General features: G+C 67.4%; 6 protein-coding genes. 1 reads left to right on the top strand and 5 read right to left on the bottom strand.

Annotated elements, in window-relative coordinates:
* Positions 1–108: 108 nt before the first annotated feature.
* The 4 genes from QF027_RS27315 to QF027_RS27300 form a co-directional block, all read right to left on the bottom strand.
* Positions 109–495, bottom strand: a complete 387-nt coding sequence (locus tag QF027_RS27315; RefSeq protein ID WP_306978231.1) for a hypothetical protein — start codon at positions 493–495, stop codon at positions 109–111.
* Complete coding sequence (locus tag QF027_RS27310; protein ID WP_307077692.1) at positions 492–7,340, bottom strand: polymorphic toxin-type HINT domain-containing protein; 6,849 nt, start codon at positions 7,338–7,340, stop codon at positions 492–494. Before QF027_RS27310 ends, QF027_RS27315 begins: the two co-directional genes overlap by 4 nt.
* A gap of 102 nt (positions 7,341–7,442) precedes the next feature.
* Complete coding sequence (locus QF027_RS27305) at positions 7,443–10,316, bottom strand: LamG-like jellyroll fold domain-containing protein (RefSeq protein WP_307077690.1); 2,874 nt, start codon at positions 10,314–10,316, stop codon at positions 7,443–7,445.
* Between the two features lie 1,934 nt (positions 10,317–12,250).
* A complete protein-coding gene (locus QF027_RS27300; protein WP_307077688.1) occupies positions 12,251–14,497 on the bottom strand; it encodes a sigma-70 family RNA polymerase sigma factor in 2,247 nt (748 codons plus the stop codon).
* A 183-nt stretch (positions 14,498–14,680) separates the two neighbouring features.
* Here QF027_RS27300 and QF027_RS27295 point away from each other — a divergent pair, with 183 nt between their 5' ends.
* The gene (locus QF027_RS27295) at positions 14,681–17,383 is read left to right on the top strand and encodes a pectinesterase family protein (protein ID WP_307077686.1); all 2,703 of its coding nucleotides are present in this window, start codon (positions 14,681–14,683) and stop codon (positions 17,381–17,383) included.
* Positions 17,384–18,869: 1,486 nt separating this feature from the next.
* On the opposite strand, the gene QF027_RS27290 is transcribed toward QF027_RS27295, so the two are convergent.
* Positions 18,870–23,735, bottom strand: a complete 4,866-nt coding sequence (locus tag QF027_RS27290) for a DEAD/DEAH box helicase (protein WP_307077684.1) — start codon at positions 23,733–23,735, stop codon at positions 18,870–18,872.
* Positions 23,736–23,956: the final 221 nt, after the last annotated feature.

Here is a 23,956-nt window from a genome sequence, read left to right as displayed (position 1 = left end):
CGGGTCCCGGCGCCACGCGCGTGACCTCTTCAAGGCCGAGTGCCCGGATGTCCGCCGGCAACTGCTCACGGTCCGAGCCCGGCACCAGCAGGACGAGGGTCGGTCTGGTCAGCGCCGTCGTGTCCCTCCGCCGGTTCCGCCGAACCTCTGGGGCAGGACACCCCTCGCCCACAGGGCATCCAGCTCGGCGAACATCCGGTCCGAGTCCTCCTCCAGTTCCTCACGTTGCCTCGGGCTGAGGTCCGCCCAGGGATCGTCGAAGGTAAGGCCCGGGGGCAGGGGGCTGGTTGCCCCCGTCGCCCTTCGGCAGTGCGCACACCAGGTGTAACTGATGACCGTCGGCCGGTTCGGCCGGTCGGCCCGGTGGAGGTAGCTTCTGACGGCCACCTCCTCACACGCGGGGCAGCGCCACTCGGACTGGTCGAGCAGGAACCTGCGCTCCGCCGCCAGGGTCTGTACCTCGGCAGGCTCGAAGTTCTTCATCTCGGCGCTCACCCTCCTGTCCGCTTCTTGAAGATGCCGAGCATGCGCTGCCCGAACCGCTCGGCCACGGACTCCTTGCCACCGAAGTCCTTGTTGCCCATGCGGCTGAAGCTCCAGTGGTGATAGATCTCGTGGAAGATCGTCGCCACCGCCGTGTCCATGTCGGCCAGGCCCATGTCGGAGATCTGAATCACGGGCTTGCCCCTGGGGCCGAGCTCGGGCTTGGCGCCCGGGTGCGGACTGTACCCGTAGGAGGGAAGCCCGTCTGCCGTCGTGATCTCCTTCACGTGCACTATGTCGTAGTTCTTCACGCTCATGCCGGCCCGGCCAAGGGCCATCTTGACCTGCTTGATGCTGACCCCGGCACCGTTCTTGCCGCCCGGAGCCGCCTGCGGGTCGTCCGCCTTCTTGTTGCCGCAGTTGTGCACCAGGACGGACTTCGTGCCGGCGAGCACGTAGTACGTGTGGATGTCCGCGACGGTCAGGTTGTGGACCGTACGGGTCTCGGTCCGCTGCTGGATCGCTGTGATCCGGACCAGCGTGCCGGCCCCCGTTCGCAGCCACTCGCCCTGCTCCAGGTCCTTGGCGTCGACCCATTCGTGCAGCGCGGGCACCCAGAAGGGGTGGCCGTCCGTGGCGGTGATCGTGGCGGTCGCGTCACCGCGGTCGCCGTCCGTGTCGACGGTGACGTCGACGAGCTGCTTGACGCCGTGTCCGGTGATGGTGGTGGTCACCGGCTTGGCCGCGGTCTCCCCGGTCTCCGGGTCGGTGGCGCGCACCTCGTCACCCGGCGCGAGGTCCTCGATGGGCTTCTCGGTCCCGTCTGCCATCAGCACCGTGGTGCCGGGGACGAAGCTGTTGCCCACCTTGCAGGACGCCCCCTCGGCGGGCGGATCGGCGTCCTTGGTGTCCGACTTCTTCTGCGCTCCGTCGTTCTTCTTGCCGCCGGAGTCGCCCTTCTTCGCCTGAGGCGCGTCCTTCGCCTTGGCAGGCGGGGCCGGTTCGGGCTTCGGCTTGGGCTTCGGGGTCGACGGCGGGGTGACATTGTCGGTGTTCTTCGCGACGTCCTTGACCTTGTCCGCCGCCTTGGCGGTGTCCGTCGCCGCGTCGACGGCGTCGACGGCCTTGTTGACGTACTTGGCGCCCTTTGCCGCACTCGCGCCGTAGCCGACGATCGGAATCGCGGAGGCGTAGGACAGACCCGCGTCGATGTAGTTGCCCTCGGCCGTGTACCACAGACCGTTCAGCAGGTCGGCGGGCTCGCCGAAGCCGGGGACCAGGCCCGCGACGTCCAGAGCCCCGTGGCCGATCGGGCTGATCCAGGACTCGCCCCACCAAAGCCCCGTCGGGTCGGGGAACACGAGCGGGTTGTTGCGTCCGTACGCGAAGGCGTTCAGCTGCTGTGTGTCATTGACGTCGAGCATCGGGTCGGCGGACAAGAACCGGCCGATGGCCGGGTCGTACTCACGTGCGCCGATGTGGATGAGGCCGGTGGACGAGTCGGCCGTGCCGCCGACGAACGCCTTGTCGCCGGGCCACGCGGTCGGCTTCGCCCCCCGTACTTCGCCGAACGGCAGGGTACGCCGCTGAGTGATCGCCGAGTCCGCGGCCTTGATCGCGATCTCGGAGGTGCCGTTGACCCCGCCGACGAGCCAGGTCACCCCCGCGGTCGTGCGCAGCGCGATCTGCTGGCCGCCGTGCGAGTAGTAACGGGTGCCGCTGAGTGTGTTCTTCGCGGTGTCGAGGCGGATTTCCTGAGCACCCAGGTAAAGGGTGACCGCGCCCTTCTCCTTACGGAGCAGGCGGTTGCCGTCGGCGTCGTAGACGAAGGACGTCCCGTTGGCTTCGTCCAGCTGTCCGGACGCGTACGGAGTGACGGCGGTCAGATGTCCCTCGTCGTCCCAGTCGAGCTTCTGGTCGACCGCGGGAGCGAGGTCGGTGGCCGCCTTGGTGCGCCGGGTGGTGTTGCCCGTCTCGTCGTACTCGTAGGACTGGGCCGCCGTGACCTCCTTGGCGGAGGTGGTGGTGCGCACCTCGGCGGACTTCACCGCGTGTGCGTGCGGTTTGCCCGTGCCGTTCGGGATGTAGGTCGCCGTCTGGGTGGCGGCCGCCGTGCCCGTGGTGCCTGTCGCGTGACGGGTCTCAGCGGTGCGGTTGCCCGCGGAGTCGTAGGCGTACGAGTGCCAGTACGGTGCGGGGCCGCCGATGGTGGCCTCGCCGGCGCTCGCCGCGCAGCCCGTGGCCGTCTGGGTCCAGGCGTCGGTCAGGCGGCGCAGGTAGTCGTACGTGAAGCACTGGACGTCCGCCGTCCTGCCCTCCGGTGCGTCCGCGATCTTCTTGATGTTGCCGGCCAGGTCGTACCCGTAGGTGACGTCCGCGTCCGGGGTCTTGACGATCTCGCGGTCGATGCGGGCGCGTTCCAGGCGCCGGGTGCCCTCCTCGTAGGTGTTGGTCAGCCAGGTGTACTTGTCGGTGCTGGCGGTGCCGAGCGTGAGCTGGAGGACTTCGCCGTAGTTGGAGTACCGGGTCTCGCGGGCGTAGTCGCTGGTGTCGCCCAGGGTGAACGACGGCAGACCGGTGGCGGTGTAACCCGTGGTGATGGTTTCCGCCGGGAGGTCACCGGCCGCGGGGAGTTCGATCTCCCCCACTGAGCCATCCGGCTTGTAGGAGGCCGTGGCGGTGTAGACACCGGCCAGCTTGCCCTCGGAGGCCGGGATGGAGATCGAGGTCTTCAGTGGACGGCCCGCCGCGTCGTAGGCGTCCACGGACGAGGTGTACGCCTTGCCGTCGATCCACTTGGTGGACGAGGCCGGCCGCCCCTTGCCGTTCGGAACCGTCGTGCTGTCGTACTCCCAGCTGGTCAGCTTGGTGTCGCCCCGGGACAGGGAGCGCTTGCGGCCCAGCTTGTCGTACTCGTAGGTGAGCGTGACCCCGCGGTCGTCCTTGACCGTCTTGAGCTGGTCGAGGTCGTTGTACGTCATGTGCGTCTCGCCCACGTCGGGGTCGGTGGCGAGGGTCTGTCGGCCGCGCACGTCGTACTCGTACGACCATCGGTTGCCGGCCTCGTCCTTCACCTCCGTCAGACGGCCCGCCGCGTCGTACGCGTAGGCCGTGGTGTCCGCGTCACCGGTCGGCGAGGATGCCCTGAACTCCAGGACCTTGGTGTTCTGCCCCTGGGCGTTGACGTAGGTCGCGGTCGGCGTCTCGCCGTCCGGCGGGTCGATCGTGGTGTGGTCGCCGTGGTAGGCGGCCTTGGTCCGCCACTTCTCCTCCCCCGCCACGCGGAAGATCTCGTCCGTGGGCCGCCCCGCCCCGTCGTACACCGTCTCCGTCTCCCGAGGCGTCCCCTCGGACGCGTCCGCCACGTTCACGAAGGTCGTGCCGACGGCGGCGGAGTTGTAGAACGGGCCGATCTCGTTGACGGCGAGGCCGCGGGAGTCGTACTCGGTGGTGGTGACGACACGGCCGGAGTTGGCGGCCGGGGTCTGGGTCTGGCGCTGGCGCAGCAGGCCGTCCTGAAGCTGGTGGCTGACCGCGACGGAGCCGTTCGGGAGGAGCGACTTGGTGGTGGTGACGACGGGCAGGTTGTTGCGGACCAGGTAGCCGTACTCCAGGCTCGGGGTGTCCGAGGCCTTGGCACGGCCCGGCAGCCACACCTTCAGCAGGCGGCCCAGCGCGTCGTAGTCCAGGTCGGTGCGCTGCTTGTTGGCGTCGACCGTGGCGGTGACCAGGCCCCAGCGCGGGTCGACCGTGGAGGTGGTCGAGTTGCCGGCCGGGTCGGTGACCTTCATGCCGGTCACCGGGCCGCCCGTGGTCGGCGTGTACGTCGTCTTCGTCGCGTTGCCCTGCTGGTCGGCGGATTCCGTGACCCGGCCGTGGGCGTCGTACTTCGCGGTCGACGTCGTCACGTACTGCGGGGTGCCGTCGGCCGTGTAGCCCTTGACCTTCTCGCTGCGGACCACGTCGCCCTTGGTGGGCGTGGTGCCGTAGGTGTCGGGGTCGTCGTACCAGGTGCGGACGTCGGAGATCGCCTCGCCCTTGTAGGACGGGGGGCCGTCGTCGCAGTTGACCGGGACCACCGTCACGCGCTTGAGGAGCGTGAGCAGGTTGGCCTTGGTGTTGCGGTTGTAGCTGTTCGTCGTGCAGGTGTCGTCGTCCGGGTCGGACAGGTCGCCCGAGTCGGAGGAGCGCTCCAGCATGCCGTAGGAGTCGTAGAAGTGCTCGATGGCGGCGCGGCGGACCTTGCCGTCGTCGAGCGCGGTGCGGGTCTTCGTCGACTTCACGGCCGCGTACGTCGCCTCGTCGCTGCCTTCGGTCGCCGTGGCCTCGGACTTCCAGGGAGTACTGACAGTGCCGGAGATCTCCTCGCTGCCGTTGTAGGTGCGCTGCTCCAGCTGGAAGCCCTGGTGGCGGGCATCGTCGCGGATCTTCGTACCGTCGGAGGCGGTGACCGTGACCGACTTGGTGCCGCCGGACTCCTTCTCCCGGTCGCCGTCCATGCCCTGGAGGTAGGTGGTCGCCGTGCGGAGCTGCTTGCTGCCCGCCTCACCGGTCTTCATGGTGACCGTGCGGAAGCCGCGCCACTGGTTCCAGGTCTTCTTCTTGGTCTTGACGAGCTCGCTGTCGTCGAAGGCCCAGGCCGCGCCCGAGTAGTCGTAGGAGGTGACCTTGTTGGGGCCGGTGACCGTGACCTCGTCCTCGATCACCGTGTCGACCACGAACTTGTGGAACCAGTCCTCCTTCTCCCCGACCGTGCCCTCCTTCGACCAGAAGGACGGCATGCAGCGCTTGGTGTTGGTCTCGGGGGTGGGAAGGCTGGAGGGGGTGCACTCGGTCGGCTTGTAGTTGACCGAGATGGTGCCACCCGTCTCCGACTGGATGGCCCGGATGCGCCACTTGTACATGGGCAGGCGGTCATCCGCGCCCGTGTCCACGCGGTTGGCGTCCTGCCGCTCGTAGAAGGTGACCTTCGGGAGCTTGTTCGCGCCGTCCTTGCCGGAGTGGGTGACCGACTCCAGCCACATGGACGGGGAGTGGGTGGTGTCGGCGCTCTGGTACTTGTGCGCCAGCTCCCACTCGTCGACGTCGTCGTACGTCTTGCCGTCCGCCTTCAGGACCTGCGTGGTGACCTTCGTCAGGCGCTTGCGGGAGAAGAAGGTCGGGGACCACTGGTCCTTGCACTCGGTGTCGGAGGTGCAGATCTGCTCGAACGGCACGTCCGGCCAGCGGGTGGCGGTGGACTCCTTCAGGTCGGCGGGCTCACAGTCGGCGGCGGCGCCCTTGCAGCGCTCGGCAGTGTCGAATACGACCTGGGAGGGGGCGGCGGTGGAGTTCTCCTTGCCCTCCTGCTCGCCGTACTCGATCCGCTTGAGCCAGCCACCGCGGTCGTAGGAGACGACCTTGTCGCCGCGCACGGTGTCGTACTTGTTGGTCTCGGTGCCGTAGTAGTACGTCATCGTGTTGCCGTGCACGTCGACGACGTAGTCGAGGTTCCAGCGCCAGGTCTGCTGGCAGCGGGACTCCTTGAAGGTGTCCTTGTGGCAGGGCTCGTCCTTGTCGTCGCCGAAGACCGGGACCTCCCAGGAGGAGCCGGTGAACTCGGTGTCGGCGGCGTCGCGCTTGCCCTTGCCGAAGTAGTAGCGGGTGCCGTCGGTGGTGGTGACGACCCAGTACTCGTTGTTGTCGTCGGCGTTGAAGCCGCCGGTCCTCCGCTCGACGATCGTGCCGTCGTCCTGCTTCAGACGCCACTCGTCCTTGGCCTTCTTGACCAGCTCACCGGCCCGGCCGCCGAAGTTCATGGTGGCGTTGTCGGAGTGCCAGCACAGGTCGTACTTCTGGGACCCGGCCTCGTCGTGGCCGTCCTCCGTGCAGGAGCGGTACGACCGCTCGATGTAGCCGGCGCTGAGGTCGAAGCCCTCGCCGACCCAGGACGTCTGGTTGTTGCTGGAGGCCGTACGGCCGTCCGTGGACGCCGAGTTGTAGGCCAGGCCCAGCTGCGGGGAGGGACCCGCGATCGCGGGCGGGACACGCAGCGGGTACTGCCAGGTGAACGCGCCGGTCTGGGTCGCCACCTGCCAGGACGCCGAAGGGGCGAGGGAGGTCGCGGTGTAGGAACCGGAGCCGCCGGAGGGGGCGGCGGAGACCGCGAGCAGCGGGGCCTTCGCGCCCACGGTGGCCGGCACGGCTGCGGTGAGCTTCTGTGCGCGGACGTCGTTGTCCGTGGCGAGCGGCGTGACCGTCTGGCACGCGGCCGCCTTCGGCGTGGCCAGCGCGCAGGCCGGCAGCTCGACCAGCCGCAGCCGCTGCGCCCAGTCGCCGCCGTAGGCCTGGGCGAAGGAGGCGTAGTCGACCTCCACCGAGACCTTGGCGGGCGCGGCGGCCGTCGTCAGGGAGGTTCGCGCGTCCGCGTTGGTGACCTTCAGCAGCAGGCCGTCGATGCCGGCCTTGCGCGCGGCGTCGTGGCCCAGGACGTCGACCGTGGCCCGGGCGGGGGTGGCCGCGCGGACCGAGCGGGCCTGGGCGGCAGCGATCCGTACCGGGAGGCCGCCCGCCTTGATGCTCCGCGGGGCCCTGCCGCCGTCCAGGACGACGGTGGCGCTGCCCGGCTTCGGCCAGGACGCTTTCGGGGCCCGCGAACTTCCGTACCCCGCAAGGTGCTTGAGCGGGGTCACCTGGCCGCCCTCCTCCACCACGGGGGTGGAGGGCACGTCCTGGGTCTTGGGGCGCCGCTGCTCCCGGGCGTCGTCGTCGCCGAGCGCGGGGGCCGCTTGGAGCAGGGTCAGGGTCAGGGCCGCGGACACCGCCGCGGCCAGATGTTTCGCCCATCTATGGGCGTGATGTCTCCGTGTCGAGCGCATACGCGCTCCCCTCCCGTGTGATGTGGGGTGCCCGGGCGCCGGTCGACTGCCGTGCGCCCGGGCGAAGCCGCTCTGGTCAGGAGCCGCCGATTGCTGGATGAGCTAGTCGTTCGCGAGCCGGTAGATCTCCGTGCCGGAGAGCAGGCCGGGTACCAGCCGTACGTCGTCGATGTCGCCGGCGAAGTAGTCGCGCCAGGTGCCGTCGTACTGGGCGCGGCCGATGTTCAGGCCCTTGGCCGCGTTCCAGACACCGGTGACGGTGGCGCTGCCCTGTTCCTCGCCGTCGACGTAGAGGGTGAACTTCCGTGCCGCCGGGTCGTAGGTGCCCGCCAGGTGGGTCCACTTGCCGACGGTCGGCGGGCGCTCGCTCGTCGCCATGGCGCGGACGATGTCGGAGCCGTCCTTGTCAGCGATGTGGCGGCCGAAGATCCAGCGCTTGTAGGCCGTGGAGTAGTAGAGGTTGAGGCCGTTGCCGTTGCTTCCGGCCTGACTGATCACCGAGATGTTCTCGCTCAGCGAGGTAGGCCGCACCCAGGCCGAGACGGTGAACGCCTGCCCGGTGTGGACGGCGGATGCGGCGGTGGCGTAGTCGCTGCTGCCGTTGAAGCGCAGGGCCTTGTCGGCGGCCTCGGTGGCCGAGTGGTTGCCCGCGACCCAGTCGGCGCCCTTGACGGTGAGGTCGCGGTCGTGGCCGGAGGTGTCGGGGGCGGTGGCGCCGGAGGTCTGGTCGAGGCCGTAGACGGCGGCGGCGCAGGAGTCGGCCAGAGCGTCGGCGCAGGCGCGGTCGGCAATGAAGATGTACTTCTCCAGCGGGCCGCGGTTGCCGGCCTGGTCAACGCTGCGGACGTAGAGGACGTTGGGCCCGAAGGTGGAGGTCGGCACCTCGATGGTGGCGTTGCCGCCGAGGCTCACGGGCGTGGCCCTGCGGCCCGGGGTGTCGCTGCCGAGGTCCCACTCGTAGTACTCGACGTCGTTCTTGAAGACCGGGTCGGCGTTGCCGTTCGCGGAGAGGGTGAAGTGCCGCTTGGCGCCCACCGGGAGGTCGGCCTCGCCGTCCGCCGGGGTCACCAGCGGCTTGGTGCTGGGCGCCTTCACGTCGACCACGAACTCGCACCAGTCGGACCAGTCCGAGTAGCCGGAGTCCTTCAGCTTGCCGGTGGAGCCGTCGTAGAGCTGGGCGTGCCACTTGTAGCCGTGGCCGTGGGTGAGTTCCCTGACGGGGATGTTCTCCTCGAAGACGCCCTCGTTCTGCGGGCCGTCCTTGCCCTCGTAGACCTTGGGCTTGCCATCGACCTGGTCCCACACGCGGAAGGTGGCGGTGAGGTTCTGGCCGGAGCCGTCGGTGTAGGAGTCGGCGTCGGTGCCGTTGACCGCCATGGTCGGAGTGTCGTCACGGATCCACGGCCGCTTGGTGTTGTCCGTGGTGCAGGTCTTCTCCTCCGGGTTGGTCAGCCGCTCGTTGTACGGCTTGCCCGGAGTGGTGTTGTAGGTGACGACCAGCTTGGCGTTGTCGCCGCGGAACCGCTTCCAGGAGTTGGCGTCGTCCTCGTCGGCGGCCCGCAGCGAGAAGGCGATCGGGTCCTCGGCCTTGGCCTTCTTGCGGACGGTGGCGGTGAGGTTCTCGTTGCTCTCGTCGGGACTGTCCTGGAAGTCGACCCAGCTCGCCGGGGCGTCGGGGCTGCAGCTGTCGCCGCGGCCGTAGGCCACCGTGCGGTCGACCATCAGGTCGCCGTCCTTGGGCTTGTTGTTCCAGTTGGTGGCGGAGTCGACGCCGCCCTCGGCCACCGCGTGCAGGTTGACGGTGCTCTTCTGGCAGGAGAAGGAGAAGGTCTCGTAAACCTCGAAGACCGCCTTGGAGATGGTGCGGTTCTTCCACCCGGAGGTGCCGAACTGGAAGTACATGCGGTTCGTGTACGGCGAGGAACTGCACACGTAGTAGGTGCCGCCGATGGACTTGTACGAGCAGCGCCCGACGCCCTCGTCCTTCTTGAACTTGTGGAACTCCGTGCTCGGGTGGGCGCTGGAGACGTACAGCCACTCGCTCTTGGACATGCCGGCCTCCGGGTCGAGGTAGACCGGGAAGTCGGTGTCGGAGGCGGTCAGCACCGAGTGGTCGGGCTCGACGGTGACGGCGGACGCGGTCACCTCCAGGCCCATGTCGGCGACCTTCGCCGCGGCGTCGGGCGCGTCCTCGACAGGGGCGCCGGAGCCGCCGGCCGGCACGGCGTCCGCCGGGAGGTCCCCGGCGGCGGTGGCCGAGTCCCACATCTTGGGCGCCTGGCCACCGAAGAGCCGCTCACCGGAAGCGTCCACCGCCTGCAGTCCTCCGGCCGGACCGGTGGTCAGGTCGAGCCCCTCGGAGCGCACGGGCAGCCGCAGTCGGGCCAGCTCCGGGTTGTCGGCGGCCTGCGGAGTCTTCACCTTCAGGACGTACGAGTATCCGGTGACCGTCGCGCTGGCCAGCAGGTCGACGCCGGGCAGTACCTCGCGGTACTCGGCGGTGTCGCCGTCCAGAACCGGCTCGGGCAGCGGCTTAGGCCAGCGCAGGGTGAAGGACCTGCCGTCGTCGCCCAGGGTGATCAGGTCGGTCGAGCCGCCCCCGGCGAAGGCCAGGTCGACGACGGCGGCCTTCGGGCCCACGGTGCCGTCGGCCCGCCGCTCGAGCGTGGCGTCGGCCTTCTCCCAGCTCCCGTCGGGGCGGTGCACCCGCTGCGGCTGGACGCTGGTCTCGCTGGTGAAACTGCCGTCCGGGTTGGCGAAGACGAGCTCGTCCTCGGTGCGGCGCCGAACGATCTCCACCGGTCCACCGGTGTCGGCAGCCAGCTCGAACGCGGCCGCCTCGGCCGAGGCCGGCGTGCTGCCGACCGCGTCGGCCGGACTGGTGACGGCGGGCAACGAGCCCAGAACGACGGCGCCGCCGAGCAGCACACCGAGCGTCCGGGCAGCACGAAGCCGCCGGAACCAAGGGTTGGTCATGCCCTTGTCTCCCCCCGGGCTCTCCCCAGAGCCCGCTATGAAATTGATGTGGCCATGCTGTGCAGCAGTGGCGAAGGAAACGTATGGGACCCCCTTTGCCGATTCAAGGGCATTTCAAGAATGAGCCGCCCCATAGGCCGCTTTTGCACTACTTCTAGTACCTATAAAGGACCCTCAACGCGGGAGGAAGCGCGCGGCGCGTACAGCGGATCCAGCCACTTCGGCCGGATCGGAGAGCGGACACGCCGACAGGACGGAACCCACGTCGGCCTCGCGCAGACGTCCACAACCCCATCGGCGTCAAGCTGGGGCCAGCCATGCCGCCGGAAGACACCGTCGCCCGGAGCCGGACGCTGAATCCGGTGGGCATTCCTGCCACGGTTCGGCACGGACCGGCGCAGGATCAGCACAGCATGCGTGGGCACCTCCGCCTCCTTGCCCAGCCTCCCCAGGAGCGGCCACTGCGCGCCGGAGGACACTGTCCCTCATACGACGGCATCGCCGACGGATAGCCGAATACGTCCGAAACTGAAGTTGTCAGGACCAGACAGTCCCGCTGCTTCCGATCGCCGCATCGAAGACGCTCGTATTTTCGCCCGCGGATCCAGGGGAAACGACAGGCCGCTGATGGAGTGTCACGCACACCTGTCCACCGGTCGTCCACCGAACCTCACTGCGGAGGCCCGACCCGCCCCTGCCGGATACACCAAAGTCCAGTTCAGAGACTCAAGTCGGCAACATGGTCACAGAAACACAACCCCCGACCTACGCATGACGATGCGCAGACAACGAGTACCCGATCGGCCGGGATTCCAAGGTCAACGGAAACAAAAATCCCCAGGTCAGAGACCTGATCTGGGGTTCACCATGGAGCCGCCTTCGGGATTCGAACCCGAGACCTACGCATGACGAGGCCACGAGCGATTGTGTTGCGTGGTGCCTCGCTGTGCTGTCTGGTGCTGTTGCGCCTGTTCAGAGCACGTCCAGCAGGTCATCCCGTGCCACCTCGTGATGCACCGTCCGAAGGCGTCTGTCCACCGGCGGGGCTGTCACCGGGGTTGGCAGCAGGACTGCCACGGGACTGCCAACGAAGCCGACGCCCGGGTCGGAAGAGTGGACGGGGCACCTGTCCAATCTCTACAGACGTCTTCTGACAGCCCGCGCCGGACCGCCGTCCCTTGCGCTCCCGGAGGACCGATGGTGGATCAGTACCCGTGGCGGCCCTCGATGTGGTGCCAGAAGTCGCGGAGCAACACTTGTCGAACGCGGTCGCGCTGCCCGCGTTCAGTGGTCGTCCCCCGGGCTCAAGCATGGGCCTCCACCTCCCCGACCGGTACAGCACAGCAGTGCCTGGCCGGCGGTCAGGAGTGCGGTCGACCAGGTCAAGTGGGGCACTCTGCCGTTGACGCGCTTGCGGCAGCTGCTGCCGCAAGCTCCCGCGCGCAGGCCGAGGGCAGCCGCAGGCGCGCGGACTCGGCGGTGTCGAGGAGCGTGCCACTGTGAAGTCCACCCACCACGGCACGGCTCTGCCGGCCGACGGCCGTACGACATTCGACAAGCCGCTGCCCAACAGCGGGCCCGCGAAGGTGACGTCCGGACCACACTCCGCTCAGTCGCCACGACCTGGTGATCCGCCAACGCGTCAGCGGCTCAGCCCTTCTCCCCGCGGGCCCGTCCGGACCCGGATCGCAAGGGCTCTCCGGCGGATCACCATCGCGATCGAGTGGGATCTGCGTCGTGCTCCGCCGAACGCAACGGGAAACGCGGGTTCAGGGGCCGTTGACACCGGGGGCGGTCGGCGCCGGCAGCGACCGTGGCCGCGGGCCTGGCGCGAGGCCGGCCCCGTAGAGGGTGAGAGGCACCGCGGTGAGGCAGTCAAGTGGCTCAGCCACCGATCTGTGGGCGGCGCACGTCCAGTCGTCGATCCGTGGTGGTCAGCGCGTCAACGTGGCGCCGATCGTGGGGTTCTTGGTGTTGCTGAGGAAGGGTGTGGAAGGCAGCTGTCCGTCGGGGCCGCGGTGGGCGGTTGTCGATGTGGGGTCGGTGAGGTGCAGTACCTGCGTCGTCCAGCCCGACTGGTCCCAGGAGTTACCCGCGTGCTGCGCCTGGTCGCCCAGCCAGGAGTCGGGGTGGTTCGCCAGGGCGAGATTGTGCTGAAGGGTCGCTGCGGACGAGACGAAGGCAAAGCCCGCCTGCCCGTTGCGGAAGGCCGTGTCGTTGGTCAGCAGGGGGGCTCCCGCGTTGCCCACCTCGGTGAACCCGAAGCCGGCGTTGTCCCAGGAAGCGCTGTCCGAGGCAATATCGGCGGCCGCAAGACCCGAATCGCCGCCGAGCTTGAAGCCGCTGCCTCCGCCGGAGAAGGTCGCGGTACCCCAGCGATTGACGCCGTTGCCGAACGACCAGGTGTGGTCGACGGTCACAGCGCCGCTGAATCCGCTGAGGTCCACTCCGTCGCCCGAGTTGTCGTACATCCGGCATCCCTGGATCCGGTTGCCCGTTCCGGAGCCGTCCCTGAAGACCAGGCCATCGACGTACCCGCCGGTGGACCCGGACTCGTGATTGTCGAAGAAGTCGCTGTTGAGCACCAGGTTGTCGCGTGTCCCTGCGCCGCGCAGCACAAGTCCGGTCTGGCCGTTGCCGTGAACGCCGAGCCGTGCGAAGACGTCGTTGTGGCAGGACTCGCAGACGTACGGGGCGTTGGGGGCGTTGACGATCTCAAGCCCCTGCACGGTGACGTACCCACCGCTCTGGACGATGAACCAGGCACTGGCCGGGATCCGGGACCCGTCGAGCACGGGATGCTCACCTCGGTAATTGCTCACCGTGATCCGGTGATTCGCGGTACCGGAGGACTTGAGCACGATCGTGGCCTCGGGGTGATACGTGCCTCCGCGGACGGCGACTGTCTGGCCCGGCCCGGCCTTCGCGGCGGCCCGGGTCACGGTGGCGAAGGGCCGGGCCAGGGTGCCCGGATTCGCGTCGTCCCCGCCGGGGGCGACGTAGTAGTCGGCGGTCGCGACGCCGGAGTAGGCGCGGAGTGCGGTCGACGGGGTGGAGGACGGCGTCCGTGTGGCCGTGTCCGAGGCCGCGGAGGTCTGGCCGGGCGACTGTGGGGCGCTCGCGATCGGGGTCGGGGTCGGGGTCGGGCTCCGCATCGCCGGATTGGCGTGCGGGTGGGGCTGGGGCGCCAGATGGATCGCGAGGCCGAGGACGGCGGCGAGGGTCACGGTGCTGCCGACGGCCACGGCGGACTTCACCGTGACCCGTCCCAGACCGTGTGGGAGAGTGCTCAGCAGCGAGGACACCGGCCCGGCGGCCACCCCGTGCTGACCGACGAGGTTCGGGATCCGCGCCACCAGCACGGCCGGGACCGCCAATGCGCCGATCCGGATCGGCAGGTCGTCGATCGAATGCCGGGCACCGGCCGCTGCCTTGCATCGCGGACATGCGGCCACGTGTCGGCTGACCTTGGTGAGCCGCCGTTGCCCGGCCGCGGTCGGGCCGCCCCCGAGGGATTCGAGCTCGGAGCACCGCGGCCGGGCCCGCCAGGCGGCGAGCACGCCGATGGCGACTCTGAGCTTGGCCTTCATCCGCTGAATTCGCACCGCGGTGTGCGGAACGCTCAGGTGCAGTGCGTCGGCGACCTCGGTGCGGGTCAGTTGCCCGGCGGTCTCCTGCCACCACAGGGCCAGCGTCCAGCGCTCGTCATGGCTGAGCCACCGGCTGGCTTCCAGCAGGTCACTGCCGGCCTGGGACAACGCCTGCCGGTCGACGGTGAGTTCGGCCAGGTCGCGGGAGGGATCGAGGACGTTGGCCACGTCGGCCAGAGGCTGCTGACGGGCCACCGTGGCCTTGCTGCGCCGTCCGTGATCATGTATCTGCCGGATCGCTATGGCCACGATCCAGGATCGGAACCGCTCCGGTTCCCGGAGCCGGGGCAGCGCTCGCATGGCGGACAGCATGGTCTCCTGGACGACGTCGTCGACGTCGGCGTGCCCGTGGAGACCTCGCCCGACGACGTTGTAGACCAGGGGCAGATACTCGCTGAACAGGGCGGCCCGTGCCCGCGGGTCTCCGGATCGGGCAGCGTTGACCAGGTCGGTTCCGGACAGACGGGTCGCCGTCTCAGTCGTGGTGTCGGTCGCCGTGTCAGCCGTGGGCCGGGCCGAAGCGTTGCGCAATGCACCCTCACAGAGTGTGATCCCTCAGCGGAGGCGCTCATGATGGCACGGGCCGGCAGAGGGGCCAACCGGAGGGACCACGTCGGGTTGGGCGGGGAGTCCACGCGAAATTCGTTGCCCTGAAAGCGTTATGGGTCGCTGAGGTGGTCCGTCTCCGTAGTGGCAAACGGAGAAGGGACTGGCATGAACCTCAGTCGGCACAAGCGGGGCAGACGAACCCGATGGCCCGTCGCGGCGGTGGGTGGCGTAGCCGCTCTCGTCCTCGCGGGAGTCGGTTTCGCGGCGGCTGCCACCGTCGGAGCGGGATCAGGTGACTCGGCGGCCGGTGTGAAGGCCGGCACCTACAACCTCGCGGTCGCCAAGAGCGGGCTGTGCATGGATCTGGTCGGGGGCAGTGCGTCCAGCGGCGGGCTGGTCCAGCAGTGGGGTTGCAGCCAGGGGCAGAGCAACCAGCAGTGGACCCTGGTCGATCGGGGATCGGGCAAGTTCAACATCACGTCAGCCGCCAGCAAGATGTGCCTCGACGTCCCGGGCGCCTCCACCGCCAGCGGGACCCGGCTGCAGCAGTGGGGCTGCGGGACCGATCACGCCAACCAGTTGTGGACGCTGAAGGCGGCGCGGGACGACACCTTCCAGATCGTCAATGTCAACAGCGGTCTGTGCGTCAGCGACGCGAAGGCGAGCACCGCGTCCGGCGCGGCCGTCATCCAGGAGACCTGCACCACCAACAGCAACAAGCGCTGGAAGCTGACCCCGGTCACCGGCGGCTCGGCCCCGACGGCCACCGCATCGCCCACGACCGCGGCCTCCGGCACGACGATCACGGTGGCCGCTGACGGTTCCGGTGACGTCAAAACGGTGCAGGCGGCGATCGACAAGGTCCCGGTGAACAACACCAAGCCGGTGACCGTCGCCATCAAGAAGGGCATCTACCGGGGCGTCGTCACCATCCCGAGCACCAAGCCCTACGTGACGCTGAAGGGCCTCGGGTCCGCCGCCTCCGACGTCGTGATCGTCGAGAACCACGGGGCGAGCGTCAAGAAGCCGGACGGGACGACGTACGGGACCTTCGGCAGCGCGACCGTGCGCGTCGACGGCCACGACTTCTCGGCCTCGAATCTGACCATGTCCAACGACTACGACAACACGGTCACCACGAGCCAGGCGCTGGCGCTGAGCCTGTCCGGGGACCGCGCGGTCCTCACGAACGTGCGGCTCCTCGGCCACCAGGACACCCTCCTGGTCAATGAAGCGGCGCGGGCCTATGTACGTAAGTCCTACGTGGAAGGCACCGTCGACTTCATCTACGGCGGCGGAATCGCGGTCTTCGACCAGTCCGAGATCCACCAGTTGGGCAACGGTGGTGTCATCACCGCGGCCAGCACCCCGGCGACACGCGCCTACGGGTTCCTCTTCTACAGGTCGAACATCACCGGGGACTCGACCGGCCGGAAGAGCAATCTCGGTCGCCCGTGGCGTCAGGACGCGCAGGTGCTCTACCGCGAGTCCACCATCGGGTCGTCGGTCGACACCGGCCGGCCCTGGACCGACATGTCCACCTCCCTGTGGAGGAAGGCCCGGTTCAGCGAGTACAAGAACACCGGGCCCGGAGCGACGGTCAACTCCGATCGGCCGCAGCTGAGCGACTCCAAGGCGGCGGCCTACACCCCGGCGAAGTACCTGGCAGGGTCGGACGGCTGGAACCCGATGACCACCACGACGACGAGCCCGGCCACCGGCACGGTCTGCAAGCCCACCAGTTACGGGGCGAAGGGCGACGGCAGGACGAAGGACACCGCGGCCCTGCAGAAGGCGATCAACGCCTGCGCGGGCAAGGGCACGGTGGAACTGACCAGCGGCCGGTACCTCTCTGGCGCACTGACCCTGGCCGGCGACCTCACCTTCACGATCGACTCCGGAGCGACCCTGCTCGCCTCACAGAACCCGGAGGACTACCCCCTGTCGGGTGCCAAGAGGTCTCCGCTGCTGGGAGCGTCCGGGGTGAGGAACCTCACCATCAGCGGTGCGGGCACGATCGACGGCCAGGGCGCCCCGTGGTGGGCCAAGACCTGGGCGGCGATCAAGGCAGGCCAGACCCAGCCGTCCCGCCCCGGCCTGATTCTCGCCAGCGACACCTCGAACGTGAAGATCACCGGGATCACGCTGAAGAACGCCCCGAACGTGCACATCACCCTCAACAAGGTGACGACGGCCGCCGTCGACAGGATCACGATCTCGGCGCCGTCGGACGCACCCAACACCGATGGAATCGACGTGTGGTCATCCTCGGGCGTCGCGGTGACCAACAGCACGATCGACAACGGGGACGACGACATCGCCATCGCCTCCTCGTCGGCGGGCGCGTCCCACGACATCTCGCTGAGCAACTGCGTGATCCTGCACGGCCATGGACTCTCCATCGGCAGCTTCACGGGCGGCGGCATCTACGACATCGACATCCACGACAACACCCTGACCGGCACCAGCGCCGGCGTCCGGATCAAGACCGCGCGGGGCCGTGGCGGCAACGTCCACGACGTCACGTACAGGAACCTCACGATGACCGATGTCAGGACCCCGATCCTGATCACCGGGTACTACCCGCGGGTGCCCGCGGACGGCGACGCCGCGCAGGCGATCACCAGCACCACGCCGCACTACCACGACATCACCATCGCCAACGTCACCGCGACCGGCGCCGACACGGCCGGGCAGATCATAGGCGTGCCGGAGCAGCCGATCACCGGCCTGACCCTGTCCTCGGTGTCGATCAGCGCGAAGACCGGGCTGACCGTGCGCAACGCCACGGTGACCACGACCTCCACCACGGTCAAGCCGGCCTCGGGCTCGGCGTTCATCGTGCAGAGCAAGGCCACCGTCAAGTAGCGGCGAGGCGTTTCCCCCTCACCGGTCGTGGGCCGGGCCGACAGGCCCGGCCCACGACCGGCCCGCAACCGGCCTTGGGCCTCATCCATGCCGAAGCGGTGGCGGACACGGGCCGCCGGGCTCGCCGGCCACCGGCACCACGGGCAGGCCCCTGCTGTCCAGGCCAGTCCCGCGTAATGGCCGCCCATCACCTCCGACCGGCTCCTGTGACACCGCTGCGCGGCTACTGTGACAGTCGCCCGCTTCTGAGAGGCCCGAGCGCACGCGCCTGTGAGCACCACAGCACAGGGATCGAACATGAGCGCCCTCGCCTTCTCCCAAAAGAGCGCACATCGGTCCGCCGCCCTCGGGGCGGAACGCGCCGCCAGCAGCCGCTCGAGGACCCGCCACGACCGGGAGCCAAGGAACGCACCGACGACACTGCACAGCTCGCAGCCGCATCCAACGCAGACCACTGACCAGTCGTCAGGCAGCGCGCGGCAGCCGCTCGCACATCGCGCGGAGCCGGTCCGCGAGTCCCGCGCGATCGCGTCGAACCCCGCCACACCCCACCCGGCCGACGTGCTCGCCTCCGCGGCGGGTAGACGGTAGGTCGCTGGTCAGCGGTTGTCAGGTGGCGAATTGCCGCCGCTGGCGGCGGCATCGACCGGCCACCGGCTCCGTCGAACACAATTCAGCCGGCTGGCCGGCTGGGCGAGGTCGGCCGCGCCGCCACGTGCGGCTTCCCGCTAATAGAACACGGTCAGCCTGTCCTTCTGCCGACAGGCAACCAGACCCGCGGCCTGCGACGGATACGGTGCCAAGGGGTGCTCCACGTGCGGCAAGCGGGGACCTGGCCGCAGGGACGAGGACATCTTCGTGCCCGCGGCCGTCGGAGGCGGCGGCTGCTCGCCCGTGGGGACGGTCGTGGGCCTGCTGCTCGTTGCCGGGATCCTGGCCGCGCTGTGGGAGATGGTCTCCAAGTGTCGAAGATGGCCGCATTTCACCCGCCGACCCAGGGGTAACGACAGGCCCCTGATGGAGGGTCACGCACGCCTGTCCACCGGTTGTCCACCGAAACCCATTGCGTATACCTGACTCGCCCTTCCTGGATGAGTAAAAGCCCAGCTCAGAGGCTGAGGTCATCCATACGGTCACGGAAACCACACCTCCGACCTACGCATTACGATGCACAGACCGCAGGTGCCCGATTTGCCGATATTCCAAGGTCACCCGAAACAAGAAACCCCAGGTCAAAGGCCCGACCTGGGGTTCATCATGGAGCCGCCTTCGGGATTCGAACCCGAGACCTACGCATTACGAGGGCCTGCAAGATCGTGACGGGTGATGATCCGTGATCGTGCTCGATCCGGTTTTGCCTGGTCAGATACTTGCCGGCCTCGCCGATGTGACGCTCAATCCAGCGTGTGCCGTCCCGTCCGCTCACGCATCGCTCACGCAGAACGGTGGTCCGGGCAAGCCAGATAGCGCTGGCCCGGACCACGCCCTACTCGATGATGTCCAGTGAGGGCAGTCCATCCACGATCTTCATCGTCTCCAGGCTGACCGTGACGATCCGCTTGAGGAGGTCGATGATGTAGCGCGGGTCGTCAGACCAGTCGTTGGGATCGTTGACGATCTCCGAATCCCTGTCGACCTTGACTTGGTACCGGTCGATGATCCACTCGATCGCGGAGCGAGCGCCGAGCTGGTAACGGTACGCCTCCTCCGGGATGTTGGTGAGGGTCACTCGGTGGTTGTAGACGATCGTCGAACGGTCCGGTTGCCCCTTCACCTTGGGGATCTTCATCTTGGCGACCCGGTACAGCTCACGAGGCGGGGTGCCGGATGCGTCACCGGCGACCTTCTCGACGATGCCTCCGTACAACTCGGCCTGCTCGTAGTTGATGTGCAGGTCGGCGAGCTTGCGGCCGGCATCGGCGAACGCCCGGAAGTCACGGACCTTGGGGACACGCGGGAGAGCCTTCTTCAAATCAGCTGCGAAGCGATCGCGGTACTCCGGGGAGTGGAGCAGGCCGTAGGCGTAGTAGAAGACATCGTCCTTGGTGATGCTGGTGTCGTCAAACGTATTCCGGTAGTCACGGAGAGCCGCGTCAGTGATGTTGTCGACACGCTCGTACCGATCTCCTTCCTCGAAAGTGGAGAAGAGGTCGCCGTCCGTGCCAAGTTCGCGATACGAGTAACGAGTGAAAAAGTAGCCCCCCTTACCGAAGACATCGAGGCACGGAATGAGATCTACGGCCAGGAGCGCGAACTCAGCCGTGGCATGGAACCCATTGACGTAGAAGCCGAGGTTGGTGTGCGCCGGCGTGGGGAACAGCCGGGGAAGCTGGGACCGTTCATGGTTCAGATGGCGGTCGAAGTAGACGCACGCCTTCATGAACGGACGGTAGACGGAGCGGGTGAGCTTTGCTGGTTCGAACTCGACCTTCTCTCGCTTAGCCAGATAGCCCTTGAGGCTCCGTGACCAACTAATCTTTTTAGGGTTCAGGTCGATGAACCCATCGACATGATCGCGCGGCTTGATTACGCCTCGCTTTTCGCAGTACGCAGTAAAGTCGTTCACCTGCGAGTTGTAAAAGTCAATCATCGACTCGACGTTTTCACGCAGCCGCGTGACCGAATAGTTATAAACCCATGCATCACGGTTCGTCTGCAACCCCGCGGAGTACGTCTCGAAGAGCGGAATGGACGTAGTAACGCGGGACTTATCACCGAGTGGCTGGAAGTTGGCAAAGCGTTCGTCCCGCTGATTGACCCAATCGCCGGCAGCGTTCGGAGCGATCTGCTGCCAGTCCACAGTTTCGAGGGACTGAGAGCCGACGATGTTGAGTTTTTCCGTACGGCTGAGATAATCCCCGATGTCCCGGTAGTACAGCGTGCAACCTGCGGCCGCATCGGAACTCGTCATACTCTTGGCGCCTTTGACCAGGATCAGGACGGCGACGGTGTTCCGACTGCCGGAGTCGAAGATCTTGCCGCCCTCCCTACGAGAAAGCTCACCGGAGGTGCGCTGGTTGCCGCGAAGGTTGTAACAGTAGATCACGTCGAATTCGTCGGCCAGCGACTTGCGGAGGCCGTCTGCGGTGTTGCCATCGATATAGCCGCCGTTGGAAACGTAGGCGACGACACCCTCATCCTTGACGCGGTCGGAGGCCCAGCGGATGGCACGGATATACGAGTCGTAAAGGGAGTTCTTGTTCGTGGCGGTTGATAGGGCAGCGTAGGTCTGCTGGATGCGCGCGTCCAGGACCGCGTACTTCAGGTTCTGATTGTTGTCGTTCTGGCTGTCCTGGCCCACCGAGTATGGCGGGTTACCGACGACAACAGTGATGTCCTGCTTCTGCTGTTTTTTCGCTCGCTCGCTGTTGCCCTCCAGGACGTCCATTCCATCGAGCTTCGCCGTGCCCTCGGCGAGCTGGAACGTGTCGGTGAGGACGATGCCTTCGAAGGGCTGGTAGTCACCGCCTGCGAGGTCGTGGAATGCGGCCTCGATGTTGACCGCGGCGATGTAGTACGCGAGGAGCACGATCTCGTTAGCGTGCAGCTCGCTCGTGTACTTGCGCAGCAGATCTTCCGGCTTGATAAGGCCGGATTGAAGGAGGCGTACGGGGAATGTTCCAGTGCCGACGAAGGGGTCGATGATCTGGACGCCCTCGTCCGACAGGGAGCGGCCGAGGTGCCTGGCCACGGCCTGTTCGGTGGCGCGGATGATGAAGTCGACGACCTCGATGGGGGTGTAGACGATGCCGAGAGCATCAGCGGTCTTCGGCAGAGCGGTCTTAAAGAACTTGTCGTATAGCTCGACAATGACGCGCTGCCGACCCTCGTGATTGTCGATGCCCTCGGCCCGAACCTTGACCGAGTTGTAGAAGCCCTCCAGGGTCTTGGCCTCGGCATCCAGGCCCTGGTCGTCGAGGGTATCGAGCATCCGCTGCATTGCCTTCGAGACCGGGTTGTGCTCGGCGAAGCCGTAGTCCTTGAACAGAGCATCGAAGACCGGCTTGGTGACGATGTGCTGGGCGAGCATGTCGATGGCACTGTCGTGGGTGACACCGGGATTTATGGTCGCGCGCAGCTCGCCGACGAACTCTTGGAAGGCGGCCTGCTTCTCGGGGATCGCCAGGGCGGCCTTGATGCGAGTGACGTGGCGGTCGGCGATCTGGGCGATGTCCTTGGCCCAGTCTTCCCAGTAGTGGCGTTCGCCGACCTTGTCGACGATGCGGGCGTAGATGGCGTCCCGCCAGTCGCTGACGGAGAAGAGGGCGTCCTGGATGTGCTGGGCGCTCTGGGCTTCCTTGTCCTTGGCGGCCTGAGCGCTGTCGGCGGTGCTGGAGCCGTCCTGGTCGCCGATCGTCTCGTCGTTGGGCCCGATGCTGCCGATGCCGATCTTGTCGTCGGGCTTGTTCTTGTTGAGCTCGATCTGGTTGACGGTTGCGTTGAAGCGGTCGTCGTGCGCGCGCAGCGCCTGGAGGACCTGCCAGACCGTCTTGAAGCGCTCGTTCTTCTGGAGGGCCGCTTCCGGCGACATACCTGCGGGGATAGCGACGGGCAGGATGATGTAGCCGTAGTTCTTGCCGGGGGCCAAGCGCATCACGCGGCCGACGGACTGGACGACGTCGACCACCGAGTTACGGGGGTGAAGAAAGAGGACGGCGTCCAGGCTCGGGACGTCGACGCCTTCGGAGAGGCAGCGGGCGTTGGAGAGGATGCGAGCCTGGTTCTGCCCGGGGTCTTGCTTGAGCCAGTCAAGGAGCTGGTTGCGCTGCAGGGTATTGAAGGTGCCGTCGACGTGGTCGACCTCGCAGTGCAGCACGTCGTCGTCGGCGTCGTCGTAGGCGTCGACGACCTCGTTGAAGCGGTCGGCGATCGACTTGGAGTCGGCGATGGAGCGGGCGAAGGCCACTGCCCGCTTCATGGGGGCCTCCTCCTCTCCGAAGCCGGAGCCGTCGGCGAAGGTGCCGGTGCGCTTGGCCATTGCGTTCCAGCAGCCGATGATCTTCGCGGCATCATCGAGGTTGAGCTCGGAGGATCCGCCAGCGATGCCCTGCTGGAGGGTCTTGGCGACTACGCCCTCGTCAATGGTGAGGATGAGGACCTTGTAGTCGGTGAGCAGTCCCTGCTCGACGGCCTGGCCGAAGCCGAGGCGGTGGAACTCCGGGCCGAACATCTGCTGGTTGTCCATCGAGGCCAGGACGGCTTCGGCGTTCTTGGCGTCAGCCTTGGTGTCCTCGTTGTAGATCCGTGGAGTGGCCGTCATGTAGAGGCGGCGATCTGCACCGAGGTACGCGTCGTCGTGGACCCGCACGAATGCCGACTCGTCGTGTCCGGCCAGGGTGACGCCGGTGGTGCGATGGGCCTCGTCACACAGGATGAGGTCGAAGCGGGGCAGGCCCCTCTTCTGAGCCTCGGAGACGGTGGCGATGGACTGGTAGGTGGAGAACACCACGGTCAGTCCCGGTGCCGCCTCCACGCTGGCCATCTGCTGGATCAGGCGGTCAGGGTCGGTGGTAGCGGGCAGGGCCAGGTCGTGGGTGGCCATGTCCTTGTCGTCGCCCTTGGGCTGCTGCTTGCCGACCTTGGTGTCCGAGCACACCGCGAAGGCTCGCAGCGACACCTCAGCCTCGAAGGACCACTCGCGCAGGGTCTGCGAGAGCAGGGCGATGGAGGGCACCAGGAACAGGACGGATGTGTGCTCGCCCTCGCCGGCAGCAGCGCGCTCCTTCTGGAGCCGTTCCACGATCTTCAGGCCGGTAAAGGTCTTGCCGGTACCGCAGGCCATGATCAGCTTGCCGCGGTTGTGGTCTACGAAGCCCGTGAAGACATCGTCGATTGCCGCGCGCTGGTGCTTTCGCGGTTCCTTCTTCTTCTGGAGGGTCAGCTCGATGGGCTCGTCGACCGCGGGCAGATGCCATTCCACCGGGCTGTTGGCGATGTCGGACAGGCCGAGGCGCGTGACGGGGATCTGCTGGTCGTCCAGCGCGGCCTCGGCATGGACGCCCCACTTCTCCGTCGTAGAGATGATCATGCGGCGGGTGAAGCCACCCTTGCCGGAGGCGGTGAAGAAGGAGTCGATGTCGTCCTTCTGAATGGTGTGCTGGGGCTCGTAGAACTTGCACTGGATCGCGCAGAAGCCCCCGGTCTCCCGGTCCTGTGCCACCAGGTCAATACCCGTGTCACGCTTGTCGTGCTCCGCTCCCGGCCAGTCCGTCCACATCCATACTCGGCTGAACTGCTCGGTCCACTGAGGATCGGTGCTCAGGTACTGGAGGACCAGCTCCTCGAAGCGCGTGCCGCGATCACGGTTCTTCCCGATCGAGCCCTGGCGGATCGCCCTGATGACATCGTGCACGGACGTGGTCGTGGCCACTACGCTTCCCATCACTTCCGGAGGCACGCGGGGCCGCGCGCCAAGAAAATCGCACCAAGAAATGCTCAGAACCTTACTGGCACTCGTGGACGATACGCACGGCTGATCGCGTGATGGCGAAATCCTGCCCGGATGCGCGGGCACGCGCCCATGCTTCGCCAACAGTCCTTCCGCCCGAACCGTGGTTGGTGAGGAAGCCGATG

The sequence above is a fragment of the Streptomyces canus genome, assembly GCF_030816965.1.
Lineage (GTDB): Bacteria > Actinomycetota > Actinomycetes > Streptomycetales > Streptomycetaceae > Streptomyces > Streptomyces canus_E.
Note: the sequence above shows the minus strand (reverse complement) of the source record. Positions and strands in the feature narration are given on the sequence as shown.

What these genes read in the sequence shown, in the direction of transcription:
- QF027_RS27310 (WP_307077692.1), bottom strand. Translation starts at nt 7,340, where the DNA reads ATGCGCTCGACACGGAGACATCACGCCCATAGATGGGCGAAACATCTG.
- QF027_RS27305 (WP_307077690.1), bottom strand. Translation starts at nt 10,316, where the DNA reads ATGACCAACCCTTGGTTCCGGCGGCTTCGTGCTGCCCGGACGCTCGGT.
- QF027_RS27295 (WP_307077686.1), top strand. Translation starts at nt 14,681, where the DNA reads ATGAACCTCAGTCGGCACAAGCGGGGCAGACGAACCCGATGGCCCGTC.